This window comes from Frigoribacterium sp. CFBP 13707 (assembly GCF_014842245.1).
GTDB classification, from domain to species: Bacteria; Actinomycetota; Actinomycetes; order Actinomycetales; family Microbacteriaceae; genus Frigoribacterium; species Frigoribacterium endophyticum.
The window spans coordinates 1-13,436 of record NZ_JACYVL010000021.1 but is presented as its reverse complement, the minus strand read 5'-3'; the positions used below and the strand labels follow the sequence as shown (position 1 = coordinate 13,436).

General features: G+C 74.6%; 8 protein-coding genes. 3 read left to right on the top strand and 5 right to left on the bottom strand.

Features of this window, described 5'->3' with window-relative positions:
* Window positions 1-81: 81 nt before the first annotated feature.
* A complete protein-coding gene (locus IFT45_RS16270) occupies window positions 82-654 on the bottom strand; it encodes a YdeI family protein (protein WP_056058584.1) in 573 nt (190 codons plus the stop codon).
* A 485-nt stretch (window positions 655-1,139) separates the two neighbouring features.
* On the opposite strand from IFT45_RS16270, the gene IFT45_RS16265 reads away from it, so the two are divergent.
* Window positions 1,140-6,980, top strand: a complete 5,841-nt coding sequence (locus IFT45_RS16265; protein ID WP_197982506.1) for a GH92 family glycosyl hydrolase — start codon at window positions 1,140-1,142, stop codon at window positions 6,978-6,980.
* A gap of 242 nt (window positions 6,981-7,222) precedes the next feature.
* Here IFT45_RS16265 and IFT45_RS16260 read toward each other — a convergent pair whose 3' ends face one another.
* On the bottom strand, window positions 7,223-8,272 hold the full coding sequence (locus IFT45_RS16260; protein WP_082514682.1) for a LacI family DNA-binding transcriptional regulator: 1,050 nt from the start codon (window positions 8,270-8,272) through the stop codon (window positions 7,223-7,225).
* A gap of 106 nt (window positions 8,273-8,378) precedes the next feature.
* Window positions 8,379-9,377 (bottom strand): hypothetical protein, encoded by a 999-nt coding sequence (locus tag IFT45_RS16255; protein WP_192046827.1) that lies wholly within the window; start codon window positions 9,375-9,377, stop codon window positions 8,379-8,381.
* A gap of 162 nt (window positions 9,378-9,539) precedes the next feature.
* Here IFT45_RS16255 and IFT45_RS16250 point away from each other — a divergent pair, with 162 nt between their 5' ends.
* On the top strand, window positions 9,540-10,847 hold the full coding sequence (locus IFT45_RS16250; protein WP_185230922.1) for an ATP-dependent RecD-like DNA helicase: 1,308 nt from the start codon (window positions 9,540-9,542) through the stop codon (window positions 10,845-10,847).
* Window positions 10,848-10,993: 146 nt separating this feature from the next.
* On the opposite strand, the gene IFT45_RS16245 is transcribed toward IFT45_RS16250, so the two are convergent.
* Together IFT45_RS16245 and IFT45_RS16240 are read right to left on the bottom strand one after the other, a co-directional pair.
* Complete coding sequence (locus IFT45_RS16245; protein ID WP_167261485.1) at window positions 10,994-11,647, bottom strand: heme oxygenase (biliverdin-producing); 654 nt, start codon at window positions 11,645-11,647, stop codon at window positions 10,994-10,996.
* Window positions 11,648-11,796: 149 nt separating this feature from the next.
* Window positions 11,797-12,231, bottom strand: a complete 435-nt coding sequence (locus tag IFT45_RS16240; protein WP_082514681.1) for a DUF4383 domain-containing protein — start codon at window positions 12,229-12,231, stop codon at window positions 11,797-11,799.
* Between the two features lie 78 nt (window positions 12,232-12,309).
* Here IFT45_RS16240 and IFT45_RS16235 point away from each other — a divergent pair, with 78 nt between their 5' ends.
* Entirely contained in the window at window positions 12,310-13,218 is a 909-nt protein-coding gene (locus IFT45_RS16235) for a diacylglycerol kinase family protein (protein WP_185230920.1), read from the top strand.
* Window positions 13,219-13,436 lie beyond the last annotated feature (218 nt).

Genomic DNA, 13,436 nt, shown 5'->3' with positions numbered 1-13,436 from the left:
GGGACGGGGTTCGTCGTCTGCGCGGGGCGTGGGCGCCGGGCGCGGGCGCGGGGGCGCGGGGCGCGGGGCGGGGTGCGCGCGTCAGCGGTAGTGCTGCTCGCCGCGGGCGGCGGCGGCGACCACGTCGGCGACGCGCGCGGCGCGGGTCTCGGGGCGCTTGAGGGCCGCGAGGCGGAAGTAGGTCCGGAAGCGCACGGTCTTCGTGAGCGTCGCCCAGTGCGCGGCGGCCGCGGGGTCGGCGTCGAGGGCGGCCTGGAGGTCGGGCGGGGCGACCGCGTCCTTCTGACGGTAGGCCGCCTCCCACCGGCCGTCGGCCTTCGCACGGTCGACCTCGGCCTGGCCCGCGGGGAGCATCCGCCCCTCCGCGACGAGGCGCGCGACGTGGTCGCGGTTGACCTGCGACCACGGGCTCGCACGGCGCCGCGGCTGGAAGGCCGTCAGCAGGAAGTCGTCGTCGACGCGCTGGGACTGGCCGTCGATCCAGCCGTGGCAGAGCGCGACGTCGAGGGCCTCCGACCAGGTCATGCCGACCCGGGCGGAGGACTTCTTGCGCAGCAGGAGCCGGACGCCGTCGGGGTGGGCGACCGTCTCGAGGTAGTGCACCCACTGCGGCTCGGTGAGGTGCAGGGCGGGCTTGTCGGCGACGCTGACCATGGGGCGACGGTAGCGGGTGCAGCGCGGGACGAACCACGTACTCGCCTGCGAACCACGCCGCGGCGTGGTTCCGGTGCGAGGACGTGGTGCCTCGCGGGGCGACGCGGGCCGCGCGAGCCCGCTGCCGCGGCGGGACGACGCGATCTGGGTCCTCGGCGGTGGCGTGGGCCCAGCACGCGGCACCTCGGTGAGGCAGGTGGCCGCCGCCGGCCGGCGGCGGCACGCGCCGCCGGCCTTGACCACCACCCCCGCGCGGGGGTAGAAAGAACACGTGCATGACAACGCTGTCATCGATGACAGGCGTCGTCGTCGTGCTCGGCCGTACCAGCGGCCGGCGGCAGGCCCCCGGGCCGCCGCACCCCCGATCACGGGTCGACAGCAGGAGAGTGACGATGGCGTCAGGTCGTGTCCGCACGGACGAGCAGCAGCGCAGGGGCGCGAGCTGGAGGCGGAGTTCCGCGAAGCAGCAGGCACGACGGGCGGGGGTGATCACCACCGCGATCGCCCTGGCCGTCACGGGCGCCCTCACCGGCGCCGGCCCCGCGGCCGCCGCACCGGGCGGCTCCGGCAGCTCCGGTGACGCCCGCGGCGGAGACGCCCGCGCCGCCGCGGTCGCGGGCAGCGACTGGCGGACGAGCTTCGAGGCCGCCGACGCGCAGCCGCTCGCCAGCACGCCCCTCACCGACGTCGACCCCGGGTCGGCCGCGGTCGCCCCGAGCGAGAACGTCTCCGGCTCGACCGGCCTCCCCGCCGGCAGCCTGCTCGGCCACGTGACCGAGGTCACCTCCACCGCCGAGAACGCCCCCGGCGAGGTCGCGATCAACCTCACCGACGGCAACGCGGCGAGCAAGTGGCTCGCCTTCGAGCGCACCGCCTCGATCACCTACCTGCTCGACTCGCCGCAGACCGCGGCCGAGTTCTCGCTCACCAGCGGCGGCGACGCCCCCACCCGCGACCCCCGCGACGTGACCCTCCAGGGCTCGGCCGACGGCGGAGCCACCTGGACGCCGATCACGACCCTCAGCGGCATCACCTTCGCGAGCCGCGGCGCCACGAACGAGTACGCCGTCACCACGCCCGGGGCGTACGACGCGTACCGCCTCGACATCACGGCCAACGCCGGTGCGGGGCTGACCCAGCTCGCGGACTGGAGCCTGGGCGACGGGACCGACACCGCGCCTCCGGCCGGCCCGATGGTGACCGTCGTCGGCACCGGCCCGGTCAGCGGCCCGAACATGAAGCCGGGCGCCGGCTTCAGCGGCACCCGCTCGCTGCGATACGCCGGCGAGCACACGACCGACGGCCCCGCCCGTGCCACGAACGTGCTCTACGACGACCTCGACCTGCTCATCGGCGACGACACCGTCTTCTCGTACAAGGTCTTCCCCGAGCTCGGCGGCGACCTGCAGTACCCGGCCACCTACGCCGCCGTCGACCTGCAGCTCAGCGACGGCTCGCTCGTCAGCGCGGCCGACGGCGTCGTCGACGGCCAGGGCGGCGGCACCTCCGCCGCCGACCAGGGCGCCGCGAAGATCCTCTACGCCGACCAGTGGAACTCGGTGCAGGTGCCCCTGGGCGACCTGGCCGGCCAGACCGTCGAGCGCGTGCTGTTCACCTACGACAACGACGGCGGCACGGCCGACACGCGCTTCCAGGGCTGGGTCGACGACCTCGACCTCGACCCGGCGCCCGCCCGCGTCGACGGCAGCAGCCTGGTCGCGCACGTCGACACGCGTCGCGGCACCAACGCGACCGGCGGCTTCTCGCGGGGCAACAACGTCCCGGCGGCCACCGTGCCGAACGGCTTCAACTTCTGGACGCCGATGACGAACGCGTCGAGCCAGTCGTGGCTGTACGACTACGCCCGCGGCAACGACGCGCAGAACCTCCCCCGCCTGCAGGGCCTCGGCGTCTCGCACGAGCCGAGCCCGTGGATGGGCGACCGGAACCAGCTCGCGATCCTCCCGTCGACCACCGTCGCGGGTGCGGGAGGCGCGGGGGCGCCCGACGCCTCGCTCGCCACCCGGGCCCTCCAGTTCGACCACGGGGCCGAGGTCGCGCGACCGGACCTCTACAGCGTCGCCACCACGAGCGGCCTCGAGGCCGCCGTCACGCCGACCGACCACGGCGCCGTGCTGCGCTTCGCCTTCCCCGAGACCGCGGGCACCGACCCCGGCAGCACCACCCGGGCCGGCAGCGTCATCGTCGACCGCGTCGCCGGCAGCTCGGGCCTCACGGTCTCGGCCGACGGCCGCGTCAGCGGCTGGGTCGAGAACGGCTCCGGCCTCTCGGCCGGCGCCAGCCGCATGTTCGTCTCCGGCACGTTCGACCGCACGCCCACCTCGGTCGGCACCGCGGCGGGCGACCGCGACGGCGCCCGCTACGCCTCGTTCGACGCCACGGCGCCGAGCGGCGACAGCCCCGCCGGCGTCGTCGAGCTGCGCCTCGCCACGTCGTTCATCTCGGCCGCGCAGGCCACGCGCAACCTCGACCTCGAGGTCACCGGCCGCAGCTTCGACGAGGTGCGCGGCGCCGCCGAGCAGCTCTGGAACGACCGCCTCGGCGTCATCACGGTCGAGGGGGCCCGCGACGACCAGCTGGCCACCCTCTACGGCAGCCTCTACCGCCTCAACATGTACCCGAACTCGCAGTTCGAGAACACGGGCACGGCCTCGGCGCCCGACTACCGGTACGCCAGCCCCGTCGCGCCGAAGGAGGGCGCGGCGACCGACACGACGACGAACGCGCAGGTGAAGGCCGGCAAGATCTACGTCAACAACGGCTTCTGGGACACCTACCGCACCGTCTGGCCCGCCTACTCGATGCTCTACCCGGAGGTCGCGAGCGAGCTCATGGACGGCTTCGTGCAGCAGTACCGCGACTCCGGCTGGATCGCGCGCTGGTCGAGCCCCGGCTACGCCGACCTCATGACCGGCACCAGCTCGGACGTCGCGTTCGCCGACTCCTACCTGAAGGGCGCCGTCAGCGGCGACCTCGCGCTCGAGGCCTACGACGCCGCGCTCAAGAACGCGTCGGTGCAGCCCACCGAGAGCGGCGTCGGCCGGAAGGGCCTCGACCAGTCGCTCTTCCTCGGCTACACGCCGGCGAGCACCGGCGAGAGCGTCTCGTGGGGCCTCGAGGGCAACATCAACGACTTCGGGCTCGGCCGGATGGCGGCGGCGCTCGCCGACGACCCGGCCACCCCGGAGGCGCGGCGTGCGCAGCTGAGGGAGGAGTCGGCCTGGCTGCTCGACCGGTCGCGCGACTACGTGGACCTGTTCGACCCCGCGGTCGGCTTCTTCCAGGCCCGGGGCGCCGACGGCACCTTCGCCGAGTCGCCCGACACCTTCGACCCCGAGTCGTGGGGCGGCGCGTACACGGAGACGAACGGCTGGAACTTCGCCTTCCACGCCCCGTTCGACGTGGCCGGCCTGGCCGCGCTCTACGGCGGCTCGGACGGGCTCGACGCCAAGCTGGCCGAGTTCTACTCCACGCCGGAGGACGCCGACAAGCCCGGCGGGTACGGCGGCGTCATCCACGAGATGCTGGAGGCGCGCGACGTCCGGCTCGGGCAGCTCGGCATGAGCAACCAGGTCTCGCACCACATCCCCTACGTCTCGGCGGCGAACGGCGACCCCGCGACCACGCAGCGCGTCGTCCGCGAGATCACGCAGCGGCTCTTCGTCGGCAGCGACATCGGCCAGGGCTACCCCGGCGACGAGGACAACGGCGAGATGTCGTCGTGGTACCTGTTCTCGGCGCTCGGCTTCTACCCGCTCGCCATGGGCACCGACTCGTACACGATCGGCTCGCCGCTGTTCGACGAGGCGACCATCCACCTCGGGTCGGGCCGCGAGTTCACGGTGCGCGCCGAGGGCAACTCGAACGAGGCCGTGTACGTGCAGTCGGCCCGGCTGAACGGCGCGGCGATCGACACCGTCTCGCTCAGCCAGGACGACGTCGCGGCCGGCGGCGTGCTCGACCTGACGATGGGCACCCGGCCGAGCACGTGGGCGGCGCACGCCCCCGAGCCCGTCGAGGTGCCGGTGCCCCTCGTCGACGCGACGACGGCCGGCCAGGGCGTGCTGAGCTCGAGCGACGGGACGGTCGTCGACCGCCTCGCCGACGACTCGGCCCGCACCGCGGTCGCCTTCGACGCGCCCGACGCGGCGGTCACCTGGCGCTCGGCGTCGGGGCCGGTCACGGTCTCGCGCTACACGCTGACGAACGGCCCCGCCGGCTCGGCGGCGCCCACCGGCTGGGCCCTCGAGGGCTCGACCGACGGCACCACCTGGCTGCCGCTCGACGAGCGCGCCGCGCAGACCTTCCCGTCGGCGCTGCAGACCAGGCCGTTCACGGTCACCGACCCGCGGCCGTTCACCTGGTACCGGCTGACGGCCACCGGCACGACCGACGGGCGCGCGATGACGCTCTCCGAGCTCGAGCTGATGGCCGACACCACGGCACCCGCCGGGGAGTTCACGCTGACCGGCAAGCCGGGCCTGACGAGCGAGGCGGGGGCCGAGTTCTCGGGCTCCGTCGCGACCGTGACCCGCGCCTCCGGCGGGGCAGGAGGCGGCGGTGACGCCCCCGAGGAGCTCACCGCGACGGTCGACTGGCTCGACGGCGAGGGCCCGCAGGGCGCGGCCCTCACGCCCACCGACCTCGGCGGCTGGGACGTCACGGCCCCGGCGCACGTGTTCGACGCACCGGGCACCTACACGGCGATCGTCACGGCGACCGACGGCACCGAGTCGGCGTCGACCACCGCCGACGTCGTGGTGACCCGCACCGCCCCCTCGCTGGTCGGCGCCTTCGACAGCGTCTGCCTCGGCGAGCCGGGCCAGGCCGCGAACTGCGACTACCTGCAGAACGGGCTGAAGCGGCAGTCGCTCGCGGAGAAGGGCTTCGTGCAGGGCACCACGGTGGCCGTGCCCGGCACCGCGCTGACGTTCGACCTGCCGGCGATCCCGGCGGGCGAGCCCGACAACGCGACCGGCGCCGGCCAGGTGCTGCCGCTCGAGCTCGGCGACGACGTCACCCAGCTGTCGGTGATCGGCACGGCGAACGAGCGGGCCCAGCAGACGGTCGGCACGCTGACCTTCGACGACGGCTCGACCCAGCCCTTCCCGATCGAGTTCGGCGACTGGACGGCCGGGGTCACCACCCCGGCGTTCGGCAACGTCGTCGTCGCGACCTCGGACGGCCGCACGAACGGGGCGAACGGCTCGGACGGAGCGGTGGCGGGCGTCTACGCCACGGCCCCGGTCACGCTGCCGACCGGCAAGACGGCGGTCTCGCTGACCCTGCCGGTGCAGACGGGCGACCCGCGGGCCGCCGGGCGGATCCACGTGTTCGCGCTGGCGACCGACGGCACGCGCCTCGCGCCCCCGGCCGACCTCGTGGTGACCGGGACGGCCGCGGGCCTCACGGGCACGGCGGGCGTCGAGGTCGCGGGCGAGCTCGCGACGGTGACGGGCGGCGTCGGCGACGCGGCCGACGGCGCCGTCACGGCGACCGTGAACTGGGGCGACGGCACGGCCGTCACCGCGGGCACGGTCGCGGGCGGGGCCGTCTCGGGAGCGCACACCTACGCGCTGCCGGGCACGTACACGGTGACGGTCACGGTCGACGACGGGCGGTCGAGCGCCTCGGCGACGACCACCGTCACGGTCGCGGCGGCGCCGGTCGAGCCGGAGGAGCCGGGCGAGCCGGGCAACCCGGGGAACCCCGGCAACCCGGGCAACCCGGGCGACCCCGGGAACCCCGGCAACCCGGGCGACCCCGGGAACCCCGGCAACCCCGGCAACCCCGGGAACCCCGGCAACCCCGGCAACCCCGGCGGCCCCGGCGCGTGGACGCCGTCGCTGCGGGTGCTCGCCGACTCCGCCACGCGCGGCACGGTGGTTCCGGTCGAGGGCGCGGGCTTCGCGCCCGGCGAGACCGTCTCGCTGACGCTGTTCAGCGACCCGATCGCGCTCGGCACCCTCACCGCGGGCGCCGACGGCCTGGTCAGCGGCTCGTTCACCGTGCCGGCCGGCGCCGTCACCGGTGCCCACGAGGTGGAGGCCCTGGGAGGCACGTCGCAGGCAGCCGTCCGCGTCGCCTTCTCGGTGGTCGACACGGCACCGTCCGCGACCGGCGTGGCCCCGCTGCGTCCGGGCTCGTACGACGGGTCGCTCGCCTACACGGGCGGCAGGCCGGAGTCGCCCGTCGACGGCGGGCTCGTCGCCGGCGTGCTGCTCGCGGCCGGGGCGCTCGCCCTGGCGATCGAGGCGGCGCGACGTCGGCGCCGCCACCTGCTGGCCGTCGGCGACGACGCCTAGCGGCCGGGGCGGCGGGCGAGTCCCGCCGCCCCGCTCACCCTGACCGCAGAGACCCCCGTGCCCGCACGGGGGTCTCTGTCGTCCCGCGGAGTCGCGCCGCGGCGCCCCCGGAGAAGAACCACGTCCTCGCCGCCGAACCAGGCCGCGGCGTGGTTCGGCCGCGAGGACGTGGTTCGTCAGTGCGGGCAGCGGCGTGCGGCGTGCGGCGGCGGGCGGCGGGCAGCGGGCAGCGCGGCGGCGCGTCAGCGCCAGCTGACGCCGGGCGCGACCTCGCCCGAGCCGCGCGGCACGAGCCGGGTCGGCACCACGACGCACCGCGGGGGCTCCCCGGCCGCGAGGGCGAGCCGCGCCGCCTGGCGCCCCATCTCGACCGTGTCGTGCGCGACGACCGTCACGCCGAGCACGTCGGCGAGGTCGAAGTCGTCGAAGCCGACGAGCGCCGGCGGCACCGCGAGGCCGCGCAGCGCCGAGAGCGTGCCCGTCGTGACGCGGTTGTTGCTCGCGAAGAGGGCGGTGGGAGGCTCGGGCAGCGCGAGCAGGTCGCTCACGCCCGAGCGGGCCGAGGCCGCGTCGTGCCGGTCCTCGCGCACCCACCGGCGCCAGTCGTCGACGCCCGCCGCGGTCATCGCCTCGCCGAAGCCGGTGAGGCGTTCGTGGTGCGTCGAGAGCCGCGAGAAGTCGCCGACGAAGCCGATCCGTCGGTGCCCGTGGGCGAGCAGGTGCTCGACGGCCGTGCGGGCTCCGGCGACGCTGTCGAGCAGCACGGTGTCGGCCTCGAGCCCGACCGGCGGCCGGTCGACGAGCACGACGCGGACGCCGCGCTCCTGCACCGAGGCGAGCTCCGCGTGGGAGGCGCGGGTCGAGACCACGACGAGCGCCCGCACCTGGCGCGAGACGAGCTCGTCGACCAGCTCGCGCTCCCGCACCGGGTCCTCGTCGGTGCTGGCCACGACGAGCTGCATGCCGTGGCCCCGCAGCTCCTGCTCGATCCCGGACGCGATCGCCGCGTAGAACGGGTTGGCGAGGTCGCCGGTGACGAAGCCGACCACGCTGGAGCGGATGCCGCGGCGCAGCATGCTGGCCATGCTGTTCAGGCGGAAGCCGAGGGCGTCGGCGGCCTCGACCACGCGCCTCCTCGTCTCCTCCGCGACGTGCGGCTCGCCGTTCACGGCGCGCGACGCGGTCTTGAGGCTGACGCCGGCGCGGGCGGCGACGTCGACGAGCGTCACGGCTGCTCGGGGGGCCGCGGAGGCCCCCGTCAGCGCGCCAGCCTGCTCGTCGCCCGGGATCATCGGCACAGTATGGCAGCGCGGCCGATGCGGACCCGGGGCGTTCGCCGGGACCGGGGCGGGAGCCCTGCCGGGCGGCCGACCCGCGACTCCCCCCGGCCGCGGAGCGCTACTGGAAGGTGATCTGGTCGTCCGTGCCGATGGTCATCTGGTAGCTGACGGTGAACGGGACGTCCTCGTCGATCGTGTAGCGGCGGCCGTCGAAGAGCGACTGGGCCTCGACGACGAGATGGGCGGTGCCGGGGGTCTCCTGCACGAGCCACTGGCTGGGCGTCGCCGACGGCACGACGGCGAGCTGCGGGTGCTCGACCATCGACCAGACGGGGTCGCTCGTGACGCGGTCGTCGACCTGGCGGCCGAACGGGCAGCCCGCGGGCAGCAGCACCGACTGCGTGACGCAGGTGTCGTCGAGCTGGTCGTCGAGCTGGCCCTGCAGCTCCTCCGCGAAGGAGGCGCGGGCCACGGTCGCCACGGTCGCCGACGAGGTCGAGCCCACGCCGAGCACGCTCGCCTCGACCGTCGGCGCCTCGAGCCAGGTGCTCTCGTGCGACAGCTCGAAGCGCGAGGGGGCGAGCACCGTGAAGCGCGTCGCGACGTCGCCGCCGGCGGTCGTGACGACGCGGCCGTCGACCGTGAAGCGGGGGTCGTGCTCGGGGGTCACGCTGAGGATCGCCGTCGGCGGCTGCGCGAAGCGCCAGGCCTGGAAGACGCCGAACCGCGTGCCCGCCCGGGTGAGCACGAACTGCGACTGCCCCTCGACGCCGTCGAGCGTGTAGCCGAGGGTGACCGTGCGCGTGCCGTCGCCGAGCGAGAGCTGCGAGACCTCGTGCACGTCCTCCAGGCCGCCGAGCGAGGGCACGTCGAGCAGGGAGTCCTCGAGCTCGTCGGTCTGCTCGACGCCCGCGAGGGTCAGGGCGCTCGAGGTGTCGCCGCGGTCGACGGCGTCGAGGTAGCCGCGCGCGAAGCCGGCGGCGCCGTAGAGGGTCGCGTTGAGCGCCGACACGGTCACGACGAACCCGATCACGACGAGGAGGGCGGCCCCGCCCCAGATCGCGACGAACGGCCAGCGGCGCAGGGCGGGTCTCCTCTCCCCCACAGCAGAAGACATCTCCACAGCATAGGTCGGAGCAGGTCACGGCGAGCCGTGCCCGAGAGGAGTCGCGGGTAGATTGGGTGCTCCGGCCGCGGTCGCCGGGGCCGGTCGCCCCGGCCTCGCCGCGCCTCCCCCTCGCCCCTGATCAGCCTCGTGCCCCGGAAGGTCGTCCCGCCCGTGCCAGTCGCCCTCTCCGCCGAGCAGCAGGCCGTCTTCGACGCGATCGAGAACTCGCGCGAGAACGTCTTCGTGACGGGCCGCGCGGGCACCGGCAAGTCGACGCTGCTCAACCACCTGTCGTGGAACACCTCGAAGCAGATCGTCATCTGCGCGCCCACCGGGGTCGCGGCGCTGAACGTCGGCGGGCAGACGATCCACTCGCTCTTCCGCCTCTCGATCGGCCTGATCGCCGACCACGACATCGAGCAGAAGAGCGAGCTGCGCAAGCTGCTCAACACGATCGACACGCTCGTCATCGACGAGGTCTCCATGGTCAACGCCGACCTGATGGACGCGATCGACCGCTCGCTGCGCCAGGCGCGCCAGCGCCGCGCCGAGCCCTTCGGCGGCGTGCAGGTCGTGCTGTTCGGCGACCCTTACCAGCTGCCCCCGGTGCCGGGCGACCTGGAGGAGAAGTCGTACTTCCGCGACAACTACCGGTCGATGTGGTTCTTCGACGCGCACGTCTGGCAGGAGGCCTCGCTGCGCATCTACGAGCTGGCGTTCATCCACCGGCAGACGGCGGGCGACTTCAAGGAGATGCTGAACGCGGTGCGGCACGGGCGCGTGACGGCCGAGATCGCCGGGGCGCTGAACGCGGCCGGGGCGCGGCCCGCTCCGACCGACGGCTCGGCGATCACGCTCGCGACGCGCAACGACACCGTGACCCGCATCAACAAGGTCGAGCTCGAGCGGCTGCCCGGGCGCGTGCTGACGGCGCGCGCCGAGGTGAGCGGCGAGTTCGGCGGTCGGGCCTACCCCGCCGACGACGCGCTCGAGCTGAAGCCGGGGGCGCGGGTGATGTTCCTGCGCAACGACCCCGACCAGCGCTGGGTGAACGGCACGACCGGCACGGTGACGAAGGTGCGAGACACGGTCTTCGTCGAGGTCGACGGCGAGGAGCACGAGGTGCAGCCGGCGGTGTGGGAGAAGTTCGCGTACTCGTGGTCGGCGACGACGAAGCAGCTGAAGAAGGACGTCGTGGCGGAGTTCACGCAGTTCCCGCTGCGGCTGGCGTGGGCCGTGACGATCCACAAGTCGCAGGGCAAGACGTACGACAGCGCGGTCGTCGACCTCGGGTCGCGGGTGTTCAGCGCGGGGCAGACCTACGTCGCGCTGAGCCGCATCACGACCCTCGAGGGCCTCTACCTGACGCGGCCGCTGCGACCGGCGGACATCATCGTCGACCTCGACGTGCGGCGCTTCATGAGCCAGTCGACGCGCGTGCCCGCGATCCGCGCCGCCGAGGACGCCGCGACCGCGTAGCGCGTCGCGCCCGCGCCTGCGCACGCTCGCGCGCACCAGCGCGGCACCCCGCTCCCGCGCGGCACCCCGTTCTCGCACGGGAACCCCGCCGCGGCGGGGTTCGCGTGCGAGAACGGGGTTCGTGAGCGAGGAGGGGCGCCGGCGCGCTACGCGGCGGCGGCGGCCTTCGCGGCGGCGAGCTCGACGAAGAGCTCGGTGCTGAAGCGGTAGGCCACGACGACCTCGTCGATCACGCGCTCGCGCTCGTCGGCGGTCCAGTCGACCGCGTCGAGCTGCTGACGGTAGGTGCCCTTGAACTCCTTCGGGCGGGCGATCTCGGCGAAGAGGAAGAACCCGACGCCGTTCGTCTCGAAGCCGAACTGGCGCTGCATCAGCGTGCGGATGATCTGGCACCCCGACAGGTCGCCGAGGTAGCGCGTGTAGTGGTGCGCGATGAAACCGCCCACCCACGCGGAGGCGCTCTCGATGCGGGCCACGTACCGGGCCGTCACGGGCAGGGGCTCGATGCGGCGCCTCCACCCCTCGCCCAGGAGGAACTCGAGGTCGGCGCGGATCGCGGGCAGCCGCGTCAGCGCCGGCGACAGGAACGGCCGGGCGACGGGGTCGCCCGCCCACCGCTCGGCGACGCGCTCCAGGGCCTCGTAGACGAAGTGGTGCTGCGCGAGCATCTGCACGTAGTCGTCGCGGGTGCCGCGGCCGGTCATCAGGTCGGTCATGAACGAGCAGCCCGCGTCGACGCCGGAGGCGCTGGCCGAGGTGCGCTCACGGAGGGCCTGCGAGAAGGGGATGACGACGGACATCGCTCCCACCTCCGATCCGGTCGGCGACCCGGCACAAGGCCGGTTAGGTGAGCCTAACCATAGCCGGGGAGGCGCGGGTCGGCCAGGGCCGCGCCCTGGAGTCCGCCGTGAACGTGAGCCCTAGCGGCGGCCCCGCCGGGAGCTGCGGCTCAGCGGCGGCGACGACGCTCGGCGCCGACCGCGGTCAGCACGAGCAGCGCGCCGGCGACGAGGTGCGTGACGTCGTCGCCGAGGTTGAGCGCGAGGTAGTTCGCCTCGGTGTCGCGCACCAGGAACCCGGCGACGCCGAAGACGACGAAGAGCAGGCCCACCGCGAGGTTGATCGAGCGGGCGGCGGCACGGCCCGAGGCACCGGCGATGATGAGCGCGGCACCGGTCAGCACCCAGATGACGATCAGGGCGGGGTTCACGTTCCACGGCCCGAGGGGCGCGCCCTCGGTGCTGACGAACGACCCCATGTCTTCTGCGAAGAACCCGACGGCGCCGAGCAGCAGCACGACGGTGCCGATCGTCAGGGCCAGCGCGCGGTTCGGCGACTCGCGGATCGTGGGCTCGTAGGCGGCGGGCGTCGTCGTGGTCGTCATCCCTCGATCATGCCAGGTGGGCCGGGGGCCGCGCACGGCGCGCTGGCCCGCGGGAGGTGCGGTGCCATGATCAGGGGCATGCCCCCGCTCCGCCTCGTGGTCGCCGTCAACCCCTCCGCCTCGACCGGCCGCCGCCGGGGGGTCGGCGACGGCGTCGTCGCCGCCCTCCGCGACGCGGGCCACACGGTGGCGCCCCTGCAGGAGGAGTCGCACGCGGCCCTCGTCGACGCCGTCCGCCGCGAGCTCGACCGGGGCGCCGACGCCCTGGTCGTCGTCGGCGGGGACGGCATGGTCGCCCTGGGCGTCGACCTCGTGGCCGGGACGCCGGTCGGGCTGGGGGTCGTGCCGACCGGCACCGGCAACGACATGGCCCGGGCCCTCGGGCTGCCCCACGACGACGTGGCGGCCGCCACGCGCCTCCTCGTCCACCGCCTCGAGCGACCCGCGACCGTGATCGACGCCGGCCGGGTGACGCGCGGCGACGAGTCGACCTGGTTCGGCTGCATGCTCTCGGCCGGCTTCGACGCCGTCGTCAACGAGCGCGCGAACCGCCTGCGCTGGCCGAGGGGCCGTCGACGCTACGACCTGGCGCTCGCGCTCGAGCTGCTCGCGCTGCGCCACCTCTCGTACCGGCTGGAGATCGACGGCGTCGCGTCGGAGGTGCGGGGCACCCTGGTCAGCGTCGGCAACGGCCAGTCGTTCGGCGGCGGCATGCGGGTGCTGCCGCACGCGCGGCTCGACGACGGGCTGCTCGACGTGCTCGTCGTCGAGCGGCTCACCCGGCTGCAGTTCGTGCGGCTGTTCGCGCGGGTCGCCGCCGGGACGCACCTCGACGACCCGCGGGTGCACGTCCACCGGGCCCGACGGGTGGTGATCGAGTCGGACGACGTCGTCGCCTACGCCGACGGCGAGCGGATCGGCGCGCTGCCCGTCACGGTCGAGGTCGCGCCCGGGGCGCTCCGGGTCTACGGCGGGCCCGGCCTCTGAGGCGGTGCCGGGTGGGGTGCGGACTGCCGCACCTGACCGTCTCCTGAGAGCGACGAGCGGGACCAATCCGTGTCGGTCCCGGTGGCGAATCCCTTGCACCCCACCGGGAACCACAGAAAAGGACCTGATCATGAACGCCTTCACCCGCAAGCGCATCACCAAGGTCGGCCTCGGCCTCGTCGCCTCCGGCGCACTCGTCTTCTCGCTCGCCGCCTGCT